This window comes from Duncaniella sp. B8 (assembly GCF_005304985.1).
Lineage (GTDB): Bacteria > Bacteroidota > Bacteroidia > Bacteroidales > Muribaculaceae > Duncaniella > Duncaniella muris.
Window position 1 is genome coordinate 2,700,094 of record NZ_CP040121.1, and the last position, 22,569, is coordinate 2,722,662.

The following is a 22,569-nucleotide window of genomic DNA, read 5'->3' on the forward strand; positions in this document are numbered from 1 at the left end:
AAAAATATTGTTGGGTATTGTGAAAATTTGTATTTTTGCACCACTTTTCCGATAATTCACACACAATATAATATCCGGCAAAGTCCAAGTGACTGATTTAACTGATTTTTTTGTTGACTTTACTCCGATTGCAGAGTGGATTCTTTATCTGATATTATTGCATCGGCCTGATAACCGGTTAAACACAAGGTTTTGCATGGATGTCATATATGGATTTAAATGACACCAATCATTATTTTAGACATATGTACAAATCCCTTTCACGACTGTCATTGACTGCCGTTGCCGTGGCATCTATGCCATTGACCGCATGTATTGATGACAATTACGACCTCTCGGACATTGACACAACCGCCGAGATCAAGGTGAACAATCTTGTTGTTCCTGTCAATCTTGACGAGATAACTCTGTCAAATGTGTTTGATCTTGATGACGAAAGTGTGGTCAAGGAAGTCGACGGCATATATGCAGTGCTTGTCGATGGAGAATTCAAATCTGAAGACCTCAAGGTCAATCCTGTCTCGCTTGCCCGTCCGTTCATCCCTGACGCATCAACCACAATTTCTCTTGTCAACGGAAATACCGACATCGTTATCCCTCCGCTGGGCATCGGGGAGCAGAGTTTTACTTATAGTATAGAAGGCTTCAATACATCGTTTACCTATACGTCAGCAACTGTCGACAAAAGCATCCGTTCGTTGTCAAAGATCGCTGTCGACTGGACCATTGATATCACCCTTAGTGTGCTTAATAGTGGAAAAGCATTCAAATCAGTGGCATTCCGCAATCTATATCTGAAACTTCCTGTCGGTCTTCATACGCCGGACTACGTTTCAGATAACGGAATCATATATCTGTCTGACATCAACCTCAGTTCAGGTGTCATGAGCCATAAGGTAACCATCCGGGTGGATGAAATTGACTTTGCAAAACTTGCTGGTCAGGGTCTCTATTCTTTTGTCCCGGATACTTCCGGTAAGAATCCCGGAACTCTCACCATCCGCGGAAGCATCGGGGTTGAGGACGGATATGTGGTTGCCGTGACAAACAATAACATATCTTCAGTCCCGACTCAGACCACTCTGACTCTTTCTTCTGTCGGATCTGACATAACAGTGAATGCTGTTGACGGTGAGATCTGTTATAGCATCAGCGATTTCAACGTCGATCCCGTAGCGCTCAATGATCTGCCTGATCTTCTGCGTCAGGACGAGACCAATATCACTATGGCCAACCCTCAGCTCTATCTTTCGATCAACAACCCCCTTGCAGGCTACAGCCTAGATGCAAGCAGCGGCCTTACCCTTACCGCATGTCGTGAAGACGGTAGCCGCAAGCCTTATTCTCTTGATGCAGGCGAGTTGATCAATATAGGCCATAATGCGGGCATTGCCGGACCTTACAAATTCTGTCTTGCACCTGATCCCTCGGCCGCAGGTTCGTTCGAAGGTTTTGCCAATGCTGTTCCGGTGCGCTATCAAGGGCTTGGCAATGTGCTCAGCGGCAACGGTCTTCCTTCAACTATCGAAGTGTCGTTTGATGATCCAAAAGTGGGCCCTGGCAAGGTTTCCAACTTTGCTGTTCCCCAGACACTTCAGAAGCTTGAGGGTGTTTATAAGTTCTATGCGCCGCTAAATCTTGGCGTAAATTCAAAAATCGTTTATGACGAAGTGACTGACGGCTGGAGTGACGAGACTCTTGACAAGGTTACAATTGAGAAACTCAAGTTAGGTGCCACAGTGTCAAACTCTCTGCCATTCGATATTGTTCTGTCCGGATATCCGGTTGATGAGCAGGGAAATCAGTGTAAGGATCTCGCCACTGGCAAACCTGTGGGCCTCGGCAGTATTACAGTGAGAGCCGGCGAGACATCCTCCATAGAACTCGAAAGCACAGGAACGATAACTGGCCTTGACGGTGTCCGCTATTTCGCTACAGCCGTAGTGACAAAAGACGGTGTCACTCTCCGTCCGGATGACACTATAAAGCTGACAGGCATCAAAGCAACTGTTTCAGGCTTCTATATTGACGAACTTTAACCTCAACCATACCCTTAAAAACATAGTAAGAAATGAAATCCAATATAAAAAATCTGGCCGGATGGGGGATGGCTGCGGTTATAGCCCTGTTTCCCGCAGGCCTTTATGCCCAGAATCTTCAGTCGGGATATTTTGATGACAATTACCTCTATCGTTTCCAGTCAAACCCGGCGTTCGGCAATGAGGGTCACGGTTTTGTGGCTATGCCCGGAATCGGCAACCTTAATGTAGCCACTAACGGAACAATCGGTATCAACCACATACTCTATAACGTCAACGGTCAGACCACCACTTTCCTTAACCCGGAAGTGAGCGCCTCGAAAGTGCTTGACGGGCTCAAAGACAAGAGCCGCCTTGGTGTAAGTCTGCGTGAGACTGTAATTGCGTTCGGATTCAGCGGCCTCGGTGGCTACAACACAGTGAGCGTGAATGCCCGTGCCGATGTAGGCGTGGCTCTGCCGAAAGATATATTCCGTCTGGCAAAACAAGGTGTCGAAAACTCCACCTATGATCTTTCAGATCTCAATGTGCGCGGAGCCGGATGGGCTGAAATCGCACTCGGTCACTCTCGTCAGATCAATGAGAAACTCCGCGTAGGAGCTACTCTCAAGCTTCTTGTGGGCGTCGGCTCTGTAGAGACCAATATCAATTCTGCCAAACTTCAGCTGCGCGAGGATACCTGGGTGGCCAATGTAGATGCCGAACTGCAGGGAAGCCTCAAGAACCTGAAGTATAAGACAAAATACAATGAAGATACTCACCGCGATTATGTCAACGGCGTTGAGGTCGAGGATTTCTCGCCTGTCAGCGGCTATGGCGCGGCTGTTGATCTCGGTGCCGTATATCGTCTCAACGACGACTGGGAATTCTCCGCTTCGCTTCTTGACCTCGGTTTCATCTCATGGAACAACAACCATGTGGCCTCGACCAATGGCAATCAGCAGGTAGTCACAGACGAATACACATTCAACGTCGACAACAATGACACATGGGACGAATTCAAGGACAATCTCTCCATGCTCTATCAGCTCGAAGACCTTGGCGACACCGGCAGCCGCACGTCAGGCATCGGTGCTACGATGAATATCGGCGCCCAGTACACTCTTCCGGTCTACCGTCGTGCAAAGTTTGGATTTCTGAACACAACCCGTGTCAACGGTCCGTTCACCTGGACTGACTTCCGTCTGTCAGCAAACGTAGAGCCGGTAAAATGTCTTTCAGCAGGTGTCAATTTCGGTGTTGGTACTTTCGGCGCGTCATTCGGCTGGATAGTCAACCTGAAAGTTCCAGGCTTTAATCTGTTTGTCGCTTCTGACCGCACTCCCTGCAAACTTGCAAAGCAGGGTGTTCCCCTCAATTCAAACGCTAACGTTAATTTGGGCATGAATATTCCGTTCTAACAGGCTGATCACAGACTCATATTGTCCCCGGCATGTGTGGCTTTGGCTGCATATGCCGGGGATTTCGTTTTGGCAGACTGTCTGGCGGCCACCATTTTAGATGCGGGTTGGAATTTGGATTTGTTTTTTTAGCAAGGGTTTAGTAATTTTGCAAAATTTCAAAGGAGAACCTCTTAAAAACAAGTATAAAAATTTTATAGACAGCAATATGAAAGGTAAGATGTCGCCGATGATCATTCTGATCATAGTCCTGGCAATTCTTTTGCTTATCGCCGTAGGGTTTGGAGTCACACAGGTGGCTTCTCTCAAATCAGAAGTGAATGAAGCCCGTCTTCAGAATGAAGAACTGCAGCTTCAGAACGAGCAGCTTCAGCTCTCCAGTGAGTTTGATATGCTTAATGCCGAGTTTCAGCAGTATGAAGACCAGGCCCAGCGTCTGGCCAACGATACCATTCTTGCTAAATATACCGCAGCCAAAGCCAAGGTTGAAGAGCTCATGAAAGAGCTTAAGAGCGAGAAAGTAAAGTCTCAGGCCCGTATCAATGAACTTCAGAACGAAATCTCAACACTCAAGGGGCTTCTCCGTCACTACATAGCTCAGATTGACTCACTGAATAAGGAAAACGCCGGTCTGCGCGCTGAAAATCAGGAGATCAAGGATCAGAACCAGCGCCTGTCATCGCAGGTGCAGGAGGTCACTCGCAACAATGAGACTCTCAGCGAGCGTATGACACTCGCCGAAAAACTCAATGTCACGGGTGTGACTCTTACGGCACTTAAGAAAAACGGCAAAGTTGAGAAAAACGTGACCAAGGCCAAGCAGCTGATGGTGACATTTACTATACCCCAGAACAACTCCACTCCTGTAGGGGAGAAAGTTATCTATCTGCGCATCGTGAATCCGGAAGGTCAGTTGCTCGGTGGTGCCGGTTCGTTCTCGTTCGAAGGCAAATCAGTGCCGTGCAGTGCACGCAAGAGCATCGAATATGCCGGCGATGAGATTGCCGGAATCAAAATTTACTGGGATGTGAACACAACTCTGACCCCCGGAGACTATACCGTGGAACTGTTCACTGACGGCTATCGTCTCAGCTCACGCCACTTCACATTGAAAAAATAATAGGGGAGATGGAGCATTTCTGGCAATCGATAGACAATGTAGAATTGACCCCTCTGACAGCGATTCTTCGCATAGTGGCCAGTCTGCTGCTTGGCAGCCTGATCGGGATCGAGCGTAAGCGCAAAGGGCAGATGGCCGGGGTGCGCACATTCTCGCTCATCTCGATGGGAGCCTGTATTGCCATGATGCTTTCAATTTACGTCTGCCAGGAAACGGTCGGACTGCTGCGTGGCGATCCGAGCCGTATCGCGGCTCAGGTTTTGTCAGGTATCGGTTTCCTTGGCGCCGGCACAATAATCCAGATGAAAGGCTCGGTCCGCGGTCTGACCACCGCCGCCGGCATATGGATTATCGCCACGATAGGCATGGCTGTAGGGTGTGGCCTTTACCTGATCGCATTCGTGGCTACGCTGCTGGTGCTTTTCGTGCTGACGATTCTCGAACAGATCGAACATCGGGTCAACGTTGGGAATGAAGCGCGAACAATCCGGCTGAAAGTCAAAGGAATCGTGAAATCAATAGAGCCGTATCGCGATGTGCTTGCACGTTACAATATCCATCTCTCACGTGTGTATGTGGAATATGACTACGAAGCATCCACAACGCGGCTTAATCTGCTGATCCTTATCCGTGAGCACTCTGATTTTATCGAGGTCTTCTCGGCTCTCCATGACCTGCGCCCCACAATCTCCATATCTCTGTCAAATCAGGCTGATCTGAGCTGACACCAGTCAATACGACAATTCGCCTCTTACGCATGTTACTGAATCTTATTCTTGCCAATGCCACACAGGTGACTGAGGCTTTCAATGTAGAGGGCCTGATCCGCGATCTGGCCTTTCTGCTTATACTCGGTGCTGTAACCACCCTTCTGTTCAAGTGGCTTAAACAGCCGGTGGTTCTCGGTTATATAGTAGCGGGATTTCTTGCCAGCCCGAATTTTGAATATCTGCCGTCTGTAACCACAGAGGATAATATCGAATTCTGGGCCCAGTTGGGCATTGTGGTGCTGCTTTTCTCGCTCGGTCTGGAATTCAGTTTCAAAAAGCTTGTGAATGCCGGAGGGTCGGCTGTGGTGACGGCTCTGTTTATTGTCTGCGGCATGATGGGCGCGGGCTTTGCCGTAGGGCATATGCTCGGTTTTTCTCATATTAACAGTCTGTTTCTTGGAGGCATGCTGTCAATGTCTTCCACCACTATTATAATAAAGGCGTTCACAGACCTGAATCTGCGTCACCGCAAATTTGCCTCGCTGGTATTTGCCGTGCTTATTGTGGAAGATCTTTTTGCCGTGCTGATGATGGTGGTGCTCTCGTCAATAGCTATTAACAGCAGCGTAGAGGGCGGAGAAATGCTCTACAGCGTCAGCAAACTTGCATTCTTCCTGATCATCTGGTTTGTTGTCGGAGTCTTCGCGTTGCCGTCTTTGCTCAATTCCCAGCGCCGATTTCTGAATTCCGAAACCTTGTTGATCATATCAATGGGGTTGTGTCTTGGCATGGCTGTATTCTCGGTTGCCTGCGGTTTTTCCCTGGCACTCGGAGCTTTTGTGATGGGGTCGATTCTCGCCGGCACAAGTTTTGCCGAGCGCATCGAACGTGTCACCATTCCGGTCAAAGACCTTTTCGGCTCGATATTCTTTATTTCAGTGGGCATGATGGTTGATCCGGCTATCATCGCACATTATTGGCTTCCGATCCTGATTCTGTCGGCTGTGGTTATCTGCGGTATGATCTTTTTCGGTACAACCGGCATGTTGCTGACCGGTCAGTCATTGCGGGTGGCCATTGAATCCGGATTTTCGCTTACTCAGATCGGTGAGTTCGCCTTCATCATCGCATCTCTCGGCATGTCGCTTGGAGTCCTTGATGCGCAGATCTATCCTATTGTAGTAGCCGTTTCGGTGGTCACAACCTTTACCACTCCTTATTTTATCCGTATGGCCGATCCGACCGCCAATTTTGTGGAAGCGCATCTGCCAAGACGCCTGCACTTCCTCATTAACCGCTACACAGAGGAGGCTACAACTTCAGCCAGTGCCACCCGTCAGCTCTGGCATTCACTTTTCAAACGTTATCTCTGGCGCGTGGTCCTGTATTCGATAGTGCTCATAGCCATGTCGCTGATTTCGCTTGATTATATAGTGCCTACATTCACCGGACTCTTCCCGAACTGGGGGCGCCTGTTTGCTACCGTGGTTTCACTGCTTCTCATGGCTCCCTTCTTGCTGGCCATGACCTATCCGGCATCAAAGAAGACCGAGCGCGAGCGCCTGATCGCGGCCAATGCCCGGTATGACGTGCCTTTGATCGTCATGACCATAGTGCGTCTGCTTATAGCCATGACAATTCTCGTTTATCTTCTCAGCTCGATCTACTCGATGAAGGTGGGATGGACCATAGGGGTAGGGCTGTTCTTCATACTCGTTTTATCGTTTTCCAAATCAGCCCATAAGCGCATGGTCCGCATCGAATCGCGTTTCATCGACAATCTCAACGAGCGTGAGCTGCGGCGTAGCGGAGCCAAAAACCGCCTGGTGCCCAATATGCACCTTGCCTATATGACAGTCGGCTATAAATGTCCATTTGTCGGCGAACAGTTGAAAAACTCTGGGTTGCGCAGCCGTTTCGGCGTTTCGGTAGCCTCGATTCAGCGAGGTGGTGATCTGATAATGGTTCCCGGTGCTGAGGAACGGGTTTTCCCCGGTGACGTGCTTGGCGTGATAGGTACGGATGACGAGATTCAGAAACTGCTGCCGGTTGTGGAGGCTGCTGACGATGAAGCTCCTGAAGTCTCGGCAGATGACATCCGGCTGACAGGAGTCCGCCTGAAAGCCTCTTCGCCCCTGATAGGAAAGACGATAGTCAGTTCGAATTTCCGAAACGTCTGGGAGTCACTGCTTGTGTCAGTCCAGCGTGACGGCGATTACCTTCAGCCAGATCCATCAATCGTTTTTTCGGAGGGTGACACGATCTGGGCTGTAGGCTCTGTAAAGCGTCTTGCCGATATTGAGGGCTGATAATTTGCAAACTCGGTGGAAACATTGTAACTTAGAGGCGTAAAAATGATTGCAGACATGAAAATTATCAGACCCACCGGTGAACCATCCGGCCTGACGGTTGTTTAAAAATTGTAAATCGAAACATAACCCCTCAAATAGATAAAAGAAATGAAAGCATTAAACATTGTTCTCGCAGTTATCGGCGGCGCTGTTGCCGGCGCTACAGTTGGTCTTCTCCTTGCTCCTGAAAAGGGCGAAAAGACTCGTCGCAACATAGTGAAGTATCTTGAAAGCAAAGGCATCAAGCTTCAGAAGAGCAAACTCGAAGAACTGGCTGACGAAATCGCTGAAGAGATCGAAAAGTAAATCAATAATATTCAGTACAAAACTCTGTTAACACCCTAATAGTATTATGTCAAATCTGTCATTGCTCTATGCTTTTATCGGAGGCGCTATCGTCGGTGCCGGAGCCGCTGTGCTTTTTGCTCCTGAAAAGGGTGAGGATATCCGTGCGCGTATCGCCGATCTTCTCCGCAAAAAAGGTATCATTTGCTCTGATAATGAGATTGATGCTCTTGTCGAACAGCTCACCACTGAGATTGACGACTGATCCGTCTATCGAATTTTCATTGCCGCTGCATCATGGCAGCATAAACGCGTAGCTTTGTCGCCCCGCTGACTTCCGCTGAGACTGTGGGGCGACCAAGTGTCGCGAGTTCATCACTCTCTTACACTGTGCGTTATTTCGCACATTTATCATCTATGCCCGACAAACAACAGAATCAGTTCAGTGTGCTGTGGGCTGAATTGCGCTCCGCACTGAAGTTAAACATAGACTATGCCAGACTGACGGCAGCCGAAAAGCTTACCATGCTTCTTACAATGCTGTCATTCTCCTTGTTGGCATTTGTCCTCATTTCTCTGATCATGTTTTTTCTATCACTCGCAGTGGTGCGTTGTATCGCTACCGGGGTAGGCATGATCTGGGCTTATTTTATAATGTGTGGCTTCTATGTGCTTCTGCTTGCTGTGGCTCTCGCATTCAGAAAGCAGCTGATCATAAATCCGATTGCCCGTTTCGTTTCACGTCTTTTCTTCAATCCCTGACATCACAGTTATGAGTACAGCAAAGGAACTCCCTCACGAAAAAGCCGAATGGAAGGGCTATACACTTGATGAACTTCGCTATATGCGGGCCTATACTGCCGCCCGTATCGAAATCAGCCGTGACCGGCTGAAACGCAACTTCACCGGACTGAAAAAAGTCAATCCGGTGAAATCAGGGGGCATGCTTGGTAAGGTTCTTGGCACTCTCAGCTATCTTGACATAGCTCTTGTTACTTTCCGCCTCGGAAGCAAGGCATTCAAGGTAATGCGTTGGTTCAAACGAAAATAAACTATCATAATATAAACAAACAGAATAAACAAAGAACACTCTGAAGTGAACGATTACATAGAACTGCGTCTCGATGCAACCCCGTGTGACGAGACCCGTACCGATATTCTTGCCGCCCTGCTTGCCCAAGCAGGGTTTGAAAGTTTTGTGCCGGATGAAACCGGACTGACCGCATATATAAAGGCCGAACTTTTTGACCACAGAGAAATTGATTCCCTTTTGGCTGATTTCCCTATGGAGACCGCGTTTACAGTCAGCCGGAAACTTGTAGAGGGGCAGGACTGGAATAAGGAATGGGAGAAAAACTACTTTCAGCCGATCGTGATTGATGACCAGTGTGTCATCCACAGCTCTTTCCACAAAGACATTCCCGAATGCCGCTATGATATTGTCATAGACCCCAAGATGGCTTTCGGAACCGGCCACCATGCCACTACTTCGCTTGTCATCCGCCAGTTGCTTGCCATGAACCTCCAGGGGCTCAATGTGGTTGACATGGGCACAGGCACCGGAATTCTTGCCATCCTCGCAACCATGCGAGGCGCCCGCCGGGTAGATGCGGTGGAGATTGATGAATTCGCCTTTACAAACGCGGTGGAGAACATGCGTCTGAATTCCACTGAAACCGTTGAACTCCATCTCGGAGATGTTGCAGAACTTGCAAAGGTAAGGAATGTGAACCTGTTCATTGCCAATATCAACCGCAACATCATCACCGCAGACATTGCAGCCTATGCGGCCACTCTTGCCTCCGGAGCTACAATGCTGCTGAGCGGATTCTATGAAGAGGATATTCCCGTTATCATGTCAGCCGCCGAACCCCTCGGTCTTACCTATAAATCACACACTACCCTCAACCGCTGGTGCTGCCTGAAACTTTGCACAGCTTGAGCCAATCATTGCTAAATTATAAGTCTCGCCAATTATTGAGGCTATTAGGAGGAAATATTTTGTCTATTTTAGTGAATTTTGGCGGAAATTAAGTAATTTTGCACCCTCAAACGGGGGGACATTGGGGACCGTTGCCTTTATGCTTTCTTCCGATTGAATTGTTTCCAATAGAGAAAATCGGCACTGAGATGTGTCGGCATAACAGTATATATAGTAACTAAGGAAGTTTTCTAATGAATTTTGCAGCTTCTCTTGATTTCAAGCCGAAATTGGTTTCGACTCTGAAAAATTATTCCTTTGACAAGTTTAAAAACGACCTTGTGGCCGGTATAGTGGTAGGCATTGTGGCTCTCCCGCTTGCAATCGCCTTCGGTATAGCCAGTGGCGTCAGCCCCACAGTCGGTCTCATCACAGCCATAATAGGTGGCTTCATTGTTTCGGCAGCCGGCGGCTGCACGGTGCAGATCGGTGGCCCTACAGGTGCGTTCATCGTGATAGTCTACAATATCATTGCCAATTTCGGTCTTGAAGGACTGGCGGTGGCCACGTTGATGGCCGGACTCATCCTTGTGGCTCTCGGCATATTCCGCCTCGGAACAGTCATCAAGTTCATTCCTTATCCGATTGTGGTGGGCTTTACGGCAGGTATCGCGCTGACAATCTTCTCCACACAGATCAACGACTTCTTCGGACTTGGATTGAAAAACGTGCCGAGCGAGTTCATCCCGAAGTGGGGCATGTATCTTTCAAATTTCGGCAATGTCGACTGGATCACTCTCGGAGTAGGCCTTGCGGCTCTGGCAATCATCATTGTCACTCCCAAAATTTCTCGTCGTCTGCCAGGCGCACTGATAGCCATTATACTTGTGACACTGGTGGTGTCACTTGTGCCCGGTCTTCATGTCGAGACTATCGGCGATCGTTTCGGCTCACTATCCACTGACATACCAGAACCTCACGGATTTGAACTGAGCATGGCCACGATCAACCGCCTGCTCCCCTCGGCATTCACAATCGCGATTCTCGGAGCTATCGAATCACTGCTGTCAGCAACCGTGGCTGACGGTGTGACAGGAACACGCACCAACAGCAACACCGAACTTATCGGCCAGGGCATGGCCAACATCATCGTGCCTTTCTTCGGTGGCATCCCCGTCACCGGAGCGATTGCCCGCACAATGACCAACATCACCAACGGCGGACGCACCCCCGTAGCCGGTGTCGTTCATGCCATTGTCCTCTTCCTGATCTTCCTCTTCCTTATGCCTCTGATCAACCTGATCCCGATGGCCTGCCTTGCTGCAGTCCTGATTGTTGTCAGCTACAACATGAGCGGCTGGCGCACAATCCGTGCCATCTTCCACAATCCGAAGAGCGACATCTCAGTGCTTGTCCTTACCTTCCTTCTGACCGTCATCTTCGATCTGACCATCGCAATTGAGATGGGACTCCTTCTTGCTGTAATCCTCTTCCTGCGCCGTGTGATGGAAAACACTGAGATCAAAGTTTACTCCGAGCAGCTTGACATTGCCGAAGGTTCTGAAACCACACATCACGAGATGCTCAACGTCAACCCCGGTGTAGAGGTCTATGAAATCGATGGCCCGTTCTTCTTCGGTGTCGCCACAAAGTTTGATGAGCTGATGCGCACCACCATCGGCGAGAAGCCCAAAGTCCGCATCATCCGTATGCGCAAAGTGCCGTTTATCGATTCTACGGGCATCCATAATCTTGAAGTGCTCATCAAGTCATCGCATGACGAGAATATCCAGGTGGTTCTTTCCGGCGTGCGTGAGAATGTGCGCGCAGCGCTTGTCAACGCCGGTGTCAATACGCTCCTCGGCGATGACCATATCTGCGACCATATCACAAAGGCTGTTGAAATGGCCAATAGGCTGGCTCCTGCCTCAGCTACGGCTGCAGCCACAGTCTGATAAGAGCCTCTGAATAACGAAAAAGCCTGACACTCGCGTCATGTCCGCGGGCTGTCAGGCTTTTTTGTCACCGGTCGCTGTCAGCCGGCAGTGTGTTAAGAAGCTTTTGGTGTGTGTTATCTGGCGTATCTCTGTAATTCTTTGAGTGCCAAGTGGCCTTCATAGATAGCTTTGCCTGTAATGACTCGCCGCAGGCCGAGTGCGTCAAGGCGCTCGATGTCACGGATTGAGCTGATGCCGCCGGAGACGGTGAACACAACATCCGGAAACGCTTCCTGAAGACGTGTGTACATACCGAAAGCCGGACCTTCAAGCATTCCGTCTTTTGATATGTCGGTGCAGATGGCCTGGGAAAGACTTGACGGGATAAAACGGGCAAGCAGATCGTCAATCGTATCGGCTGTTTCCTCCAGCCATCCGCTGACGGCAACTTTGCCGTTGCGCACATCGGCTCCGAGTATCAGCTTCTCGCCGCCATAGGTCTGTAGCCATTCAGTCATCAGTTGAGGTTCGCGGGCTGCTATGCTGCCGATGATCGCATAGGTTGCTCCTGCGTTGAACACATCTTTCAGCGCCTGTCCGGTTTTTATGCCTCCTCCCCATTCAGCCGTCACTCCGTTGATGCGGGCAATCTGTTCGAGGGTGTGGAGATTACGCGGAGAACTTGCCTTGGCACCGTCAAGGTCAACGACGTGTATGCGTGTCAGCCCGTGGTCGGCAAAACGTTTCGCCATGTCTTCAGGCGAGAGATTATAGTCGGTGCAACGGTCATAGTCGCCTTGAGAGAGCCTGACGCACTTTCCGTCGATCAGGTCAATGGCAGGGATTACTTCGATCATCGTTTTTTTATCTGTTGGTGTATCTGGGGGATAGACTTGGCAGTGAACCGTATATGTTTTTTGTGGCATGCATGGCCTACAGTTTCAGGAAATTGGCGAGAATCCGCTCGCCGACATCACCGCTTTTTTCGGGATGGAACTGAGTACCGTAGAAATTTTCATATTTGAGCGCCGCGCTGAAAAGAGTGGTGCCATAGCGGGTGGTCGCGATGGTGTCAGGACAGAGATTGGCATAATATGAATGCACATAGTAGACATAGCTTCCCCGGCCGATATCTTTGAGCAGTTTCGATTCCAGATTGTTGATTCGGTTCCAGCCTACATGGGGCACCTTAAGACCTTCTTCTTCAGGGAAACGGCGGATATGGGCATCGAAGATCCCCAGGCAGTCAACATCTCCTTCCTCCGAGTGGCGGCACATAACCTGCATGCCTACGCAGATGCCGAGCACCGGATGGCGTAGATTGCGGATCACTTCACAAAGTCCGCGTTCCCGCAGACGTCCCATAGCCTCGGCATCGTTTCCGACCCCCGGCAGGAGAACCCGCGAGGCACTGCGTATCTCTTCCGGATCCGAGGTCAGTTTCCACTCGGCTCCGAGGCGGCTGAGGGCATTTTCTACCGAACGCAGATTGCCCATTTCGTAATCTATTATGGCTATCATATGATTCCTTTGCTTGATGGCAGGTTATAGCTGAACACGTCACGTCTGACGGCCATGCGTAGCGCACGGGCGAAGGCTTTGAACACACCTTCGATCAGGTGGTGGTTGTTTTCGCCGCGCGCGCTGATGTGGAGATTGCAGCGCATGGCGGAGCAGAGCGATTTGAAGAAGTGGCTGTACATCTCTGTAGGGGTGTCGCCTACATATTCGCGAGTGAACTCCACGTCCCATACAAAATCAGCCCTGCCTCCGAAGTCGATCAGTACAAGTGCTTTGCACTCGTCCATCGGCAGCACGAATCCATAGCGGTCAATGCCGGTTTTCGATCCGAGAGCCTTGTCTATCGCCTGGCCGAGCACAATGGCGATATCTTCCATCGAGTGATGTTCGTCTACTTCAAGATCGCCGTCACATTTCAGATCGATCGAAATTCCGGCATGGTGCGGGATCTGCCAGAGCATATGGTCGAAGAATTTCAAGCCGCTGTCTATCGCCGAGGGCAGATGCCCGTCAAGGTCGAGCGCCAGGCTGATGCGTGTTTCGGACGTGTTTCGTATTATTGAAACCATGCGGTCTGCCGAGAGAATATGGCGGGCAATCTCATCCCAGCTGTCGCTGACGAGTTCGCATCCGTCGATGTTTTCGGTGTTGCCGGCGTGGCCTATGAGTATGCCGCGTGCACCTAAATTGCGCGCGAGTTCGATGTCGGTCATCCTGTCGCCGATAACGAAACTTGTTGCCAGGTCATAGTCACCGCCGAGATAGGCGGTGAGCATTCCGGTGCGCGGTTTGCGGGTCGGAGCGTTATCAGCCGGAAACGAACGGTCTATCAGTATATCGTCAAACCTCACGCCTTCTCCTTCAAGAGTGGAGAGCATGCGGTTGTGGGCCGGCCAGAAGGTCTTTTCCGGGAATGAGGCTGTTCCGAGGCCGTCCTGATTCGAAACCATGACCAGTTCATAGCCGCGGTTCATCAGTGAGCGGAGCCCGGAGATTGCGCCGGGTACGAATTCGAGCTTCTCAAGCGAGTCGATCTGCTCGTCGGCCGGCTCTTTTATAATTGTGCCGTCGCGGTCAATGAAAATAGCTTTCTTTGCCATAGCTGAGTTGGTTTTGCATGAGTATAAAGTCGGTTCGTGGATATCAGAATTTTTCAAGAAGAGCCACCACGCGGGCATTTTCTTCGGGTGTGCCTACGGTGAAACGCAGGCAGTTGCCGCAGCCTGTTACCTTGTTGCGGTTTCTTACGATTACTCCGTGTTCTGTCAGATAGCTGTACATCGCATCGGCATCATCGACTTTGACGAGCAGGAAGTTGGCATCCGAAGGATAGACTTTTCTGACTTTAGGAAGGGCGGCCAGAGTCTTGGCGAGATAATCGCGTTGCTGTCTGATTTCCTCCACCTGGGGGCTGATGTCAGTTTCGGCGATGCGTCTGATCAGTCCGGCCTGTGTCGGACCGTTGACATTGTAGGGATACTTCACCCTGCCATACAGTTCGGCTATTTCAGGCACGGCAAATGCCATGCCCATACGCAGCGAGGCCATGCCCCAGGCTTTCGAGAATGTCTGCATCACTATCAGATTGTGATGTGTGGCTATATCTGCAAGAAGCGACGGCTCAGCCGAGAAGTCTATGTAGGCTTCATCAACCACCACCATGCCGTTGAAACTGTCGGCCAGACGAAGAATGTCGGCACGGCTGAATGAATTTCCGGTCGGGTTGTTGGGCGAACAGATCCACATCAGTCTGCTGTTTTCATCTGCGGCCGCGAGGAGCGCCTCTACCGGCAGAGAAAAGTCCTCGTTCAGTGCCACGCTGCGCAGTTCTACATCATTGATATAGGCGCTTACGGCGTAGACCCCGTAGCTCGGAGCTATTGCAATGGCATTGTCAATTCCGGGGCGGCAGAAGATGCGATAGGTGAGGTCGATGGCCTCGTCACTGCCTGCGCCACCTATAAATATATTATCGGCCGCTATGCCTTTCAACGCGGAAATCGCTTTTTTCAGCTCCTTCTGATGGGGATCGGGGTAGCGGTTGAGTCCTGAGGGGTAGGGGCTTTCATTGGCGTCGAGCCACACGGAGATGTCGCCACCTTTGAATTCATCACGGGCGGTCGAGTATGGCTCCAGAGAGAGTATGTTGGGGCGTACAAAGCTCAGAGGATTCATTGCGGTAAAGGTGTTTAGGTGTCGGATTGGGTGCGTACGCTGACAGCAAGCGCATGAGCGTCAAGCCCTTCGGCTTCGGCCATTGCGGTGATAGCAGGCGCGAGCAGTCCGAGGCCTTCGCGCGTGAGTTCCTGGTAGGTGATCTTGCGCATGAAACTGTCGAGGTTCACGCCGCTGTAGGCCCGCGCCCAGGCAGAGGTGGGAAGTGTGTGGTTTGTGCCTGACGCATAGTCTCCTGCGCTTTCCGGAGAGTAATTGCCTATGAACACACTGCCTGCCGCGCGTATCTCCTGGGCCACTGTCCAGGGTGATTTTATGGAGATGATCAGGTGTTCCGGCGCATAGGCATTGACAAAATCGATCATGTCATCGCGCCCGTCCATTACAATCAGACGGCTGTGGGAGAGCGATCCGGCCACAGAGTCCTCGCGGCTGAGTTTTTTTGACAGGCGGCTGATTTCAGCCTGCGTCTCTGACGCGATGCGCTCGGAGGTGCAGACGAGTATCGCCTGGCTGTCAGGCCCGTGTTCAGCTTGCGAGAGGAGGTCTGCGGCGATGAATGTCGGGTTGGCACTGTCATCGGCCATTACTAGAACCTCGCTCGGACCTGCGGGCATGTCAATAGCCACAGTTGCTGAAAGCTGCTGCTTGGCTTTGGTGACATAGCGGTTGCCCGGCCCGAAGATCTTGTCGACTTTCGGAATGCTTTCGGTGCCGAGAGCCATTGCTGCGATGGCCTGCGCGCCGCCTATTCTGTAGATCCTGTCTATGCCGCAGACAGCGGCTGCATAGAGTATCTCAGGTGCTATCGGACGGTTGCCGCTCTGCGGTGTGCAGAGTATTATCTCTTTGCATCCGGCTATCCGGGCAGGGCAGGCGAGCATGAGCACTGTGGAGAAGAGCGGGGCACGACCGCCTGGTATGTAAAGCCCTACGCGGTCAATGGCCACAGGCTTCTGCACGCAGCGGACGCCGGGCATTGTCATTACATCGACATCGGCCGGGCGCTGGGCCGAGTGAAAGCGTGTTATGTTTTCCTTGGCCAGGCTGATGGCGGCTTTGACTCCATCGCTGACCTTGGCGCATCCTTCGGCTATTTCAGCTTCCGAGACTTCGAAACAGCTGATTTCAGTGTGGTCGAAGCGCAGGGCCATATTGCGCAGAGCTTCGTCTCCACGCAGTCTGACGTCAGCGATGATTCCGCTGACGGCTTTGTCGACCGCCGGATCATCAGGAATGTTGCGCTCGGTAAGCCGCGGCCACTCGGCGCGCGGCGGATTTATATAGGTATCCATTGTTGTGTCTGATTAAGTGCCCTCTTATTTGACAATGTTTTCAAGCACGAGCACGAGTATGTCTTCGGCTCCGATGCCTTTCAGCTGCTCGATTTTTTCCCAAAGCTGCGATTCGGGGATCACAGCATGGAGCGAAAGCCATTCCGGATCAGCCAGATGCAGGATTGTAGGGCTTTTCATTCCGGGAAGAATCTTCAGGGCTTCGTCAAGCGATGATTTCGGCAGGTTCATGAGCACATATTTCATGCCACGGCTTTCGATTATAGAGCGGAAGCGGAAACAGAGCTTGTCAAGTTCCTCCTGCTTTTCGGCCGGAAGATCCGGTGTGGCTATCAGTACAGATTGAGATTCGAGCACAGACTCCACTTCCACGAGGCCGTTCTGTATAAGAGTGCCTCCGGAAGAAACAATGTCAAAGATTGCATCGGCCATGCCGATTGCCGGAGCTATCTCCACCGAACCGGTTATGGTGTGGATCTCGGCGCTGATCTCTTTTTCTTTAAGAAAGCGCGAGAGTATGGCGGGATAAGATGTGGCTATACGGCGTCCGTTGAACCATTCGAGCCCTTTGTAATCGGCCTCGCGTGGCACTGCGAGACTCAGACGGCAACCGCCGAATCCGAGCGGTATTATCCGATGGACATCCACGCCTTTTTCTTCCACTTCGTTGAGCCCGACAATTCCGAGATCGGCTGTGCCCATTGCGACAGCCTGTGGAATATCATCGTCACGGAGTAGCAAAAGATCTACTGGGAAGCCCTTGGCATGGGCGATGAGGGAGCGGCTCCCTACTGACGCCGAGATTCCCGCATCGGCAAGCAAAGCCATTGTTTTTTCGTTGAGGCGACCTTTGGCCTGAATGGCAATTCGTAACATATATTGTAATAATTCTTAGAAATTGATGCGCAAAGATACGGTTTTTATTCTAAAATGCAATCAAAGAGGTCGCTTTTACTCATGAAATCTTTCAAGTCGGAGAAATCCGCCGGCTGGCAACTTTCAGAAAGTTTGCATAGCTCGGAATAAGTTGTTACCTTTGTGAAGTACTCCTCGCGCTTTGATTAAAGAATACCATAAGAATGATAAACACAAACGGAGACAATGAAAAGACACGTGTAATCGTGTCATTGACATCTTTTCCTGCTGCGATACGATTTGTATTGCCGACCGTGAAATCAATTCTTGCAGGGTCTGTGCTTCCTGACAAAATTGTGCTTTATCTGACATATTCCCAGTTTGAAAATTGCGGAATTCCGCAAGATCTGCTTGACCTTGCCGATAAGAATCCGATTTTTGAAATCAGGGACTATGCCAGTGAAATAAGGTCGTATCGCAAACTGATTCCGGCGCTTAAGGATTTTCCGGAGGATGTCATTGTGACAATAGATGATGATACAGACTATCATCCAGACATGCTCGATAGCCTGCTCCGTCTTCATAAACGTTTTCCTGGCCATATTCTGGCTCACAGAGCAAAACGGATAGTGCCTGACAAACCATATCGAAAATGGCCAAAACTCAGGTGGTATCATTTTATCGGTAGTAAAATCAAAATCAGCCCGAATATAATTCAGACAGGAGTCGGAGGTGTGCTCTATCCGCCTCATTCGCTCAAAGCCGATATGCTTGACGAAAAAATGTTCACTACATTGGCTCCGACCACTGATGATATATGGTTCTGGGCGGCGGCGGTAGCTAATGGGCGAACAGTAATACCTGTGCCTTTCGGCCCTCACAATAAGCCTAAAGGACTTGGTAAGCCTCGCGAACTTGCTCTGAAGACAGTAAACTTTAAGTCCGGAACTGATCGTAACGACATCGCATTCAAAACTATTATACAAAGATATCCGGAAGTTAATAATCAACTTGAGAAATAAACGAAAAAGCAAGATATGGAAATAGATCTGGTTTATCTGTGGGTCAATGGTAATGATCCGCAGTGGCAGGCCAAACGCCAATCTGTAACAGGGGATATAGGTCATACTTCGGTAAACTGCAGAGGACGCTATATGGATAATGGAGAATTAAAATACAGTCTGCGTTCTATAGGGCTATATGCCCCTTGGGTCCGTAAGATTTTTATAGTCACGGATAATCAGGTGCCGGAATGGCTTGATACAGCTCATCCGAAAATTCAGATAGTAGATCATTCAGAAATTCTGCCTGAAGAAAGCCGTCCTTGTTTCAATTCTGTCATAATTGAAAATTTCCTTTATAAAATTCCCGGCTTGTCAGAATATTTTCTATATGGGAATGATGATATGCTCATCAATCGTCCCGTCACTCCAGAGACGTTTTTTGCAGCAGACGGTTTCCCGATTGTACGTATGAACCGTCGTCTATTCAGAAAAAGCTATGTGTGGTTTCGGCAGAAAATATTAAAAAAGAAATTGAGTGGATATAATCGTCAGATTGCCAATGCTGCCAATCTTGTAAACAGTAAATTGGGAATCTATTTTGGAGATAGGACTCATCACAATATCGATTCTTACCGCAAGAGCGATTATGAGCATGTCTATAATATGTTTAAGAATGTGATCAAGCCTACACTGGTTCATCATATACGGGATAATGAAGATATTAACCGTCACATATATTCTTATGTTCCACTGGCGGAAAAGCGTGCTCATGCTCAGTATGTAAATAAGAAGACATCGTTCCGTCTCCAGATCCATGAAGTTGAGCAATATCAGAAACTGGAAGAATATAATCCGATATTTTTCTGCATGAATGATTCTCAGTTTGCAACGGACGAGGATAGAAGGCGCTCAAGTGAATATCTGGAAAGACGTTTTCCGAATAAGTCGGAATTTGAAAAATAGTATGAAGTCAATGAAAGCTATGGAAGTGGATCTGGTTTATCTGTGGGTCAACGGCAATGATCCGCAGTGGCGCGCAAAGCGTAATGCGACAATAGGGCGGACCGAAGACGGTTCGGCTGTAAATTGCGAGGGGCGCTATGCCGACAATGATGAACTTAAGTTCAGTCTGCGGGCTGTGGAGATGTATGCTCCCTGGATCCGAAGGATTTTCATTGTGACAGACAATCAGGTGCCACGGTGGCTTGATGTCAGCAATCCGAAGATCAGGATTGTTGACCACACGGAAATCATACCGGCTGAATATCTTCCGACTTTCAATTCGCCTGTGATCGAACATTTCCTTTACCGGATTCCGGGGCTTGGAGAGCATTTTCTGTATGCCAATGATGACATGTTTATAAACAGGCCTGTCACTCCTGCCGATTTTTTCGGATCTGACGGTCTCCCGATACTCAGACTTAACCGCAGACCGTTCAGGAGATTGACCTTATTCTTGAAGAGCAAGCTGCTTAAACGCAAAATAAGCAACTATAACCTTACCATTCAGAATTCGGCCAGAATGGTAGAAAGACGTTACGGAGTCTATTATGGCGGAAAGACACATCACAATATAGATGCTTACAATAAGAGTTTCTGCCGCCATGTGTTTGAAGATGTGTTCAAGGATGAGATCGAACCGACGCTGACTAATCATGTTCGCAGTGACAACGATGTCCAGCGCAACATTTATTCCTATGCGGCTATAGCCGAGAAGCAGGGCCATCTGCAATATGTGTCGCAGAAAACATCGTTCAGATTTCATATTGACAATCATTCGCACTATGAGAAGCTTGAGAAATACAATCCGCTGCTTTTCTGCATGAACGACTCGCAGTATGCCGATCAGAATGACCGCGAGCGCGTTACAGAGTATCTCAAGAGCCGTTTTCCAAAAAAATCAGGGTTCGAGAAATAACCACGGTTGCAAGTTATAACAATCCGGCTCGCACACTGACAGCAGAATCTGTATGTGTGCGGGCCGGTCGGTGTTTATTCGGCTATGTCGTTTAGGTCATAGTTGTAAAAATAGTCCATCGGTATGGTGCGTTGCGTTCCGCTTGCCCGTCCGCGGTTCTGCTTTTCAATAAATTCTTCTTTTGATCTTACGGCGTAGTGGTTTACGCGGATCACGTCTTGCTGCGGTTCGCGTTCGCGGAAATTTCGCGTGATAGGATCGCCGTGCGAATCCGCAGCTATTCCGTCGATGCGCGCCGCTTCGTGGCATCCGGTCATGACGAACACTCGCCGCGGATCAACAATGCTTTTCACGTGGCGGTTGAGTCTGTGGCCGGGGAGTGAGTGGTGTCTGAACCGCTGCATTACCGGATCAGGCGATTTCTTTTCCGCGCCACCGCTGCCATAGATCAGCCAGTTGATCTCGACGGCAGGCGAGTCTTCGAAACGCTTGAGAAATTCCGGAATGGAACTGTCGGCTATCGGAACTATGAATTCGTCAAGGTCAATGAATGCGAGCCAGCGGGTGTCGAAGCGGTGACGGTCCATGCAGTCGTCATAGGCTGCTATCTGACGGCGATAGCCGGGATAGTAACAGTATTCCACCACACCGGACTCAATGTAGGGCCGGAGCACTTCGCGGGTGCAGTCGGTGCTTTCGTTGTCATAGATGTAGAACTTCTCCACGCCTTGGCTGATATGCCAGTCAAGCCATTCTTTGAAATACGGGCCTTCGTCTTTGGCTATGGCACAGACTGCAAGCCGACAGTCTGGCTTACGGTGGTCGCGTTTCAGACGGAATTTCAGTTTCAAGGCCTTGATGACACCGTAGCGCAGTATTCCGCGCCAGCGGTTCCTTGCCATTTTGCGGGGAATCAGCCCCGCGATTATTTCTGCAGCTACCTTGTTCATGCCGGGTGATTTTTTTGAAAGGTGGTTAGAATAACGTCTGGCATCAGTGTTTTTCGAAAAAGGCTATCTTGGCTTTGGCGTCTGTCTAAAGCTCAAAGCTCGACTTTTCGGGGAGAATGCTTTCAAAAGCATCGCGCACTTCTGCCATGATCTGGTTGTAGTTGCGGATATGAATGTTGTCATTGAGGCAGATGAGCGAATAAGACTGTTCGCGGATGGCTTTTATGGCTTTCTTCGATTTGATCATCAGCGGAAACATTTTGGTGTCGCTGTAGGTGTTGTAAGGCTCGAAGTTGCCTTTGCATATCTGCCATGTGCGGAAAAGTTCGGGAGTGTAGTCATCAGACGCGCGGAAACGGTTGACGGATGTGGCCGTGAGTTCCTTTCCTGCGGCCTGCCAGACTTCCTCGAAAGTGCTTTTGAGGTAGGGCTGGGCGTTGTGGGGGGTCCTGAGGGTGATGAACTTGTCGTAATATCTAAGCAGATAGTTCCAGCGGGCTCGCGATCCGTAGCTTTTGTCAAACCATTTGTCATGGAAGCGGGCCATGACTTCAGGCTTGCTGAAGTTGGCGTTGATGATACGGATGTTGTTTTTGATGCGGCGATACCACTGAGACCAGGAGGGGTTGTACTGGAACGCGGCGATGTCGCATGGCAGTCCGTTGCGGAAGAAGCGTTCGGGGGTAATGCTGTTGATGATATAGAAATCGTCGTTGAAGTAGACAAAGTGGTCGGCGAGGCCGGGGATTTTGTGGATGTAGCGTTCGATCACCACCGAGTTGTAGGTCGGCAGGAACTGCTGCGGTATGTAGTCCTTGTGGCTGACGAGATTGATTTTCGGGTTTTCCGCATCGAGCCAGTCGGGCTTCTGCCCGCTTGTTATGAAATGTATTTTCCGCACCCAGGGGGCGAATTTCTCCACGCCGCGGAACCAGTATTTCAGGAAGCCGTAGTCGCGGAAGCGGGCATCGGTGACGCTGTTTTTCTCCGTCACGGTTTTCCCGGAGTATTTTGCAAATTCCTTCTGCCATTCGGGGTCATCCATGTTGACCCATGTTATTACAAAATCTATTTCCATAGTTTCCGGG

The 22,569-nt window shown here is 49.9% G+C and carries 22 protein-coding genes; 14 read left to right on the forward strand and 8 right to left on the reverse strand.

Features of this window, described 5'->3' with window-relative positions:
* Window positions 1-245: 245 nt before the first annotated feature.
* The 11 genes from FDZ78_RS11400 to FDZ78_RS11450 all read left to right on the forward strand — a co-directional run bounded on the left by FDZ78_RS11400 (window position 246) and on the right by FDZ78_RS11450 (window position 11,781).
* Complete coding sequence (locus FDZ78_RS11400; RefSeq protein WP_124075544.1) at window positions 246-2,039, forward strand: hypothetical protein; 1,794 nt, start codon at window positions 246-248, stop codon at window positions 2,037-2,039.
* 32 nt (window positions 2,040-2,071) lie between these two features.
* On the forward strand, window positions 2,072-3,439 hold the full coding sequence (locus FDZ78_RS11405) for a DUF5723 family protein (RefSeq protein ID WP_137426205.1): 1,368 nt from the start codon (window positions 2,072-2,074) through the stop codon (window positions 3,437-3,439).
* Between the two features lie 208 nt (window positions 3,440-3,647).
* On the forward strand, window positions 3,648-4,559 hold the full coding sequence (locus tag FDZ78_RS11410) for a hypothetical protein (protein WP_124075547.1): 912 nt from the start codon (window positions 3,648-3,650) through the stop codon (window positions 4,557-4,559).
* Window positions 4,560-4,567: 8 nt separating this feature from the next.
* Window positions 4,568-5,284, forward strand: a complete 717-nt coding sequence (locus FDZ78_RS11415) for an MgtC/SapB family protein (protein ID WP_123398085.1) — start codon at window positions 4,568-4,570, stop codon at window positions 5,282-5,284.
* 32 nt (window positions 5,285-5,316) lie between these two features.
* A complete protein-coding gene (locus FDZ78_RS11420) occupies window positions 5,317-7,578 on the forward strand; it encodes a cation:proton antiporter (RefSeq protein WP_123611050.1) in 2,262 nt (753 codons plus the stop codon).
* Between the two features lie 150 nt (window positions 7,579-7,728).
* Entirely contained in the window at window positions 7,729-7,926 is a 198-nt protein-coding gene (locus FDZ78_RS11425) for a YtxH domain-containing protein (protein ID WP_107031578.1), read from the forward strand.
* 46 nt (window positions 7,927-7,972) lie between these two features.
* On the forward strand, window positions 7,973-8,170 hold the full coding sequence (locus tag FDZ78_RS11430; protein ID WP_107031579.1) for a YtxH domain-containing protein: 198 nt from the start codon (window positions 7,973-7,975) through the stop codon (window positions 8,168-8,170).
* Between the two features lie 152 nt (window positions 8,171-8,322).
* Entirely contained in the window at window positions 8,323-8,667 is a 345-nt protein-coding gene (locus FDZ78_RS11435) for a hypothetical protein (RefSeq protein ID WP_107031580.1), read from the forward strand.
* Window positions 8,668-8,677: 10 nt separating this feature from the next.
* A complete protein-coding gene (locus tag FDZ78_RS11440) occupies window positions 8,678-8,956 on the forward strand; it encodes a hypothetical protein (RefSeq protein WP_136408582.1) in 279 nt (92 codons plus the stop codon).
* 45 nt (window positions 8,957-9,001) lie between these two features.
* Window positions 9,002-9,847 carry a 50S ribosomal protein L11 methyltransferase gene (prmA, locus tag FDZ78_RS11445; RefSeq protein WP_107031582.1) on the forward strand — a complete coding sequence of 282 codons (846 nt, stop codon included), beginning with the start codon at window positions 9,002-9,004 and terminating at the stop codon, window positions 9,845-9,847.
* Between the two features lie 233 nt (window positions 9,848-10,080).
* The gene (locus FDZ78_RS11450; protein WP_136408583.1) at window positions 10,081-11,781 is read left to right on the forward strand and encodes a SulP family inorganic anion transporter; all 1,701 of its coding nucleotides are present in this window, start codon (window positions 10,081-10,083) and stop codon (window positions 11,779-11,781) included.
* 116 nt (window positions 11,782-11,897) lie between these two features.
* Here the strand turns inward: FDZ78_RS11450 and hisA are convergent, their stop codons facing one another.
* The 6 genes from hisA to hisG all read right to left on the reverse strand — a co-directional run bounded on the left by hisA (window position 11,898) and on the right by hisG (window position 17,630).
* Window positions 11,898-12,620, reverse strand: a complete 723-nt coding sequence (hisA, locus tag FDZ78_RS11455) for a 1-(5-phosphoribosyl)-5-[(5-phosphoribosylamino)methylideneamino]imidazole-4-carboxamide isomerase (protein WP_136408584.1) — start codon at window positions 12,618-12,620, stop codon at window positions 11,898-11,900.
* Window positions 12,621-12,696: 76 nt separating this feature from the next.
* On the reverse strand, window positions 12,697-13,284 hold the full coding sequence (hisH, locus tag FDZ78_RS11460; protein ID WP_136408585.1) for an imidazole glycerol phosphate synthase subunit HisH: 588 nt from the start codon (window positions 13,282-13,284) through the stop codon (window positions 12,697-12,699).
* Complete coding sequence (hisB, locus tag FDZ78_RS11465; RefSeq protein ID WP_124075549.1) at window positions 13,281-14,384, reverse strand: bifunctional histidinol-phosphatase/imidazoleglycerol-phosphate dehydratase HisB; 1,104 nt, start codon at window positions 14,382-14,384, stop codon at window positions 13,281-13,283. The genes hisH and hisB overlap by 4 nt, the downstream gene beginning before the upstream one ends.
* 43 nt (window positions 14,385-14,427) lie before the next feature.
* Entirely contained in the window at window positions 14,428-15,459 is a 1,032-nt protein-coding gene (hisC, locus tag FDZ78_RS11470; protein WP_124075550.1) for a histidinol-phosphate transaminase, read from the reverse strand.
* Between the two features lie 14 nt (window positions 15,460-15,473).
* The gene (gene hisD / locus FDZ78_RS11475) at window positions 15,474-16,754 is read right to left on the reverse strand and encodes a histidinol dehydrogenase (protein ID WP_123398077.1); all 1,281 of its coding nucleotides are present in this window, start codon (window positions 16,752-16,754) and stop codon (window positions 15,474-15,476) included.
* 24 nt (window positions 16,755-16,778) lie between these two features.
* The gene (gene hisG / locus FDZ78_RS11480) at window positions 16,779-17,630 is read right to left on the reverse strand and encodes an ATP phosphoribosyltransferase (protein ID WP_107031589.1); all 852 of its coding nucleotides are present in this window, start codon (window positions 17,628-17,630) and stop codon (window positions 16,779-16,781) included.
* 245 nt (window positions 17,631-17,875) lie between these two features.
* On the opposite strand from hisG, the gene FDZ78_RS11485 reads away from it, so the two are divergent.
* Genes FDZ78_RS11485 through FDZ78_RS11495 form a run of 3 tightly spaced genes read left to right on the forward strand, consistent with a single transcriptional unit; the run spans window position 17,876 to window position 20,531 of the window.
* The gene (locus tag FDZ78_RS11485; protein ID WP_240743516.1) at window positions 17,876-18,631 is read left to right on the forward strand and encodes a glycosyltransferase; all 756 of its coding nucleotides are present in this window, start codon (window positions 17,876-17,878) and stop codon (window positions 18,629-18,631) included.
* Window positions 18,632-18,646: 15 nt separating this feature from the next.
* Window positions 18,647-19,576: a Stealth CR1 domain-containing protein gene (locus FDZ78_RS11490; protein ID WP_107031603.1), complete on the forward strand. Its 930-nt coding sequence runs from the start codon at window positions 18,647-18,649 to the stop codon at window positions 19,574-19,576.
* A 1-nt stretch (window position 19,577) separates the two neighbouring features.
* The gene (locus FDZ78_RS11495; RefSeq protein ID WP_160630604.1) at window positions 19,578-20,531 is read left to right on the forward strand and encodes a stealth family protein; all 954 of its coding nucleotides are present in this window, start codon (window positions 19,578-19,580) and stop codon (window positions 20,529-20,531) included.
* Window positions 20,532-20,605: 74 nt separating this feature from the next.
* Here FDZ78_RS11495 and FDZ78_RS11500 read toward each other — a convergent pair whose 3' ends face one another.
* Both FDZ78_RS11500 and FDZ78_RS11505 read right to left on the reverse strand, forming a co-directional pair.
* The gene (locus FDZ78_RS11500) at window positions 20,606-21,481 is read right to left on the reverse strand and encodes a glycosyltransferase family 92 protein (RefSeq protein WP_107031592.1); all 876 of its coding nucleotides are present in this window, start codon (window positions 21,479-21,481) and stop codon (window positions 20,606-20,608) included.
* Between the two features lie 85 nt (window positions 21,482-21,566).
* Window positions 21,567-22,559, reverse strand: coding sequence for a stealth family protein (locus FDZ78_RS11505; protein ID WP_136408586.1), 993 nt, complete (start codon window positions 22,557-22,559; stop codon window positions 21,567-21,569).
* Between the last annotated feature and the right edge of the window lie 10 nt (window positions 22,560-22,569).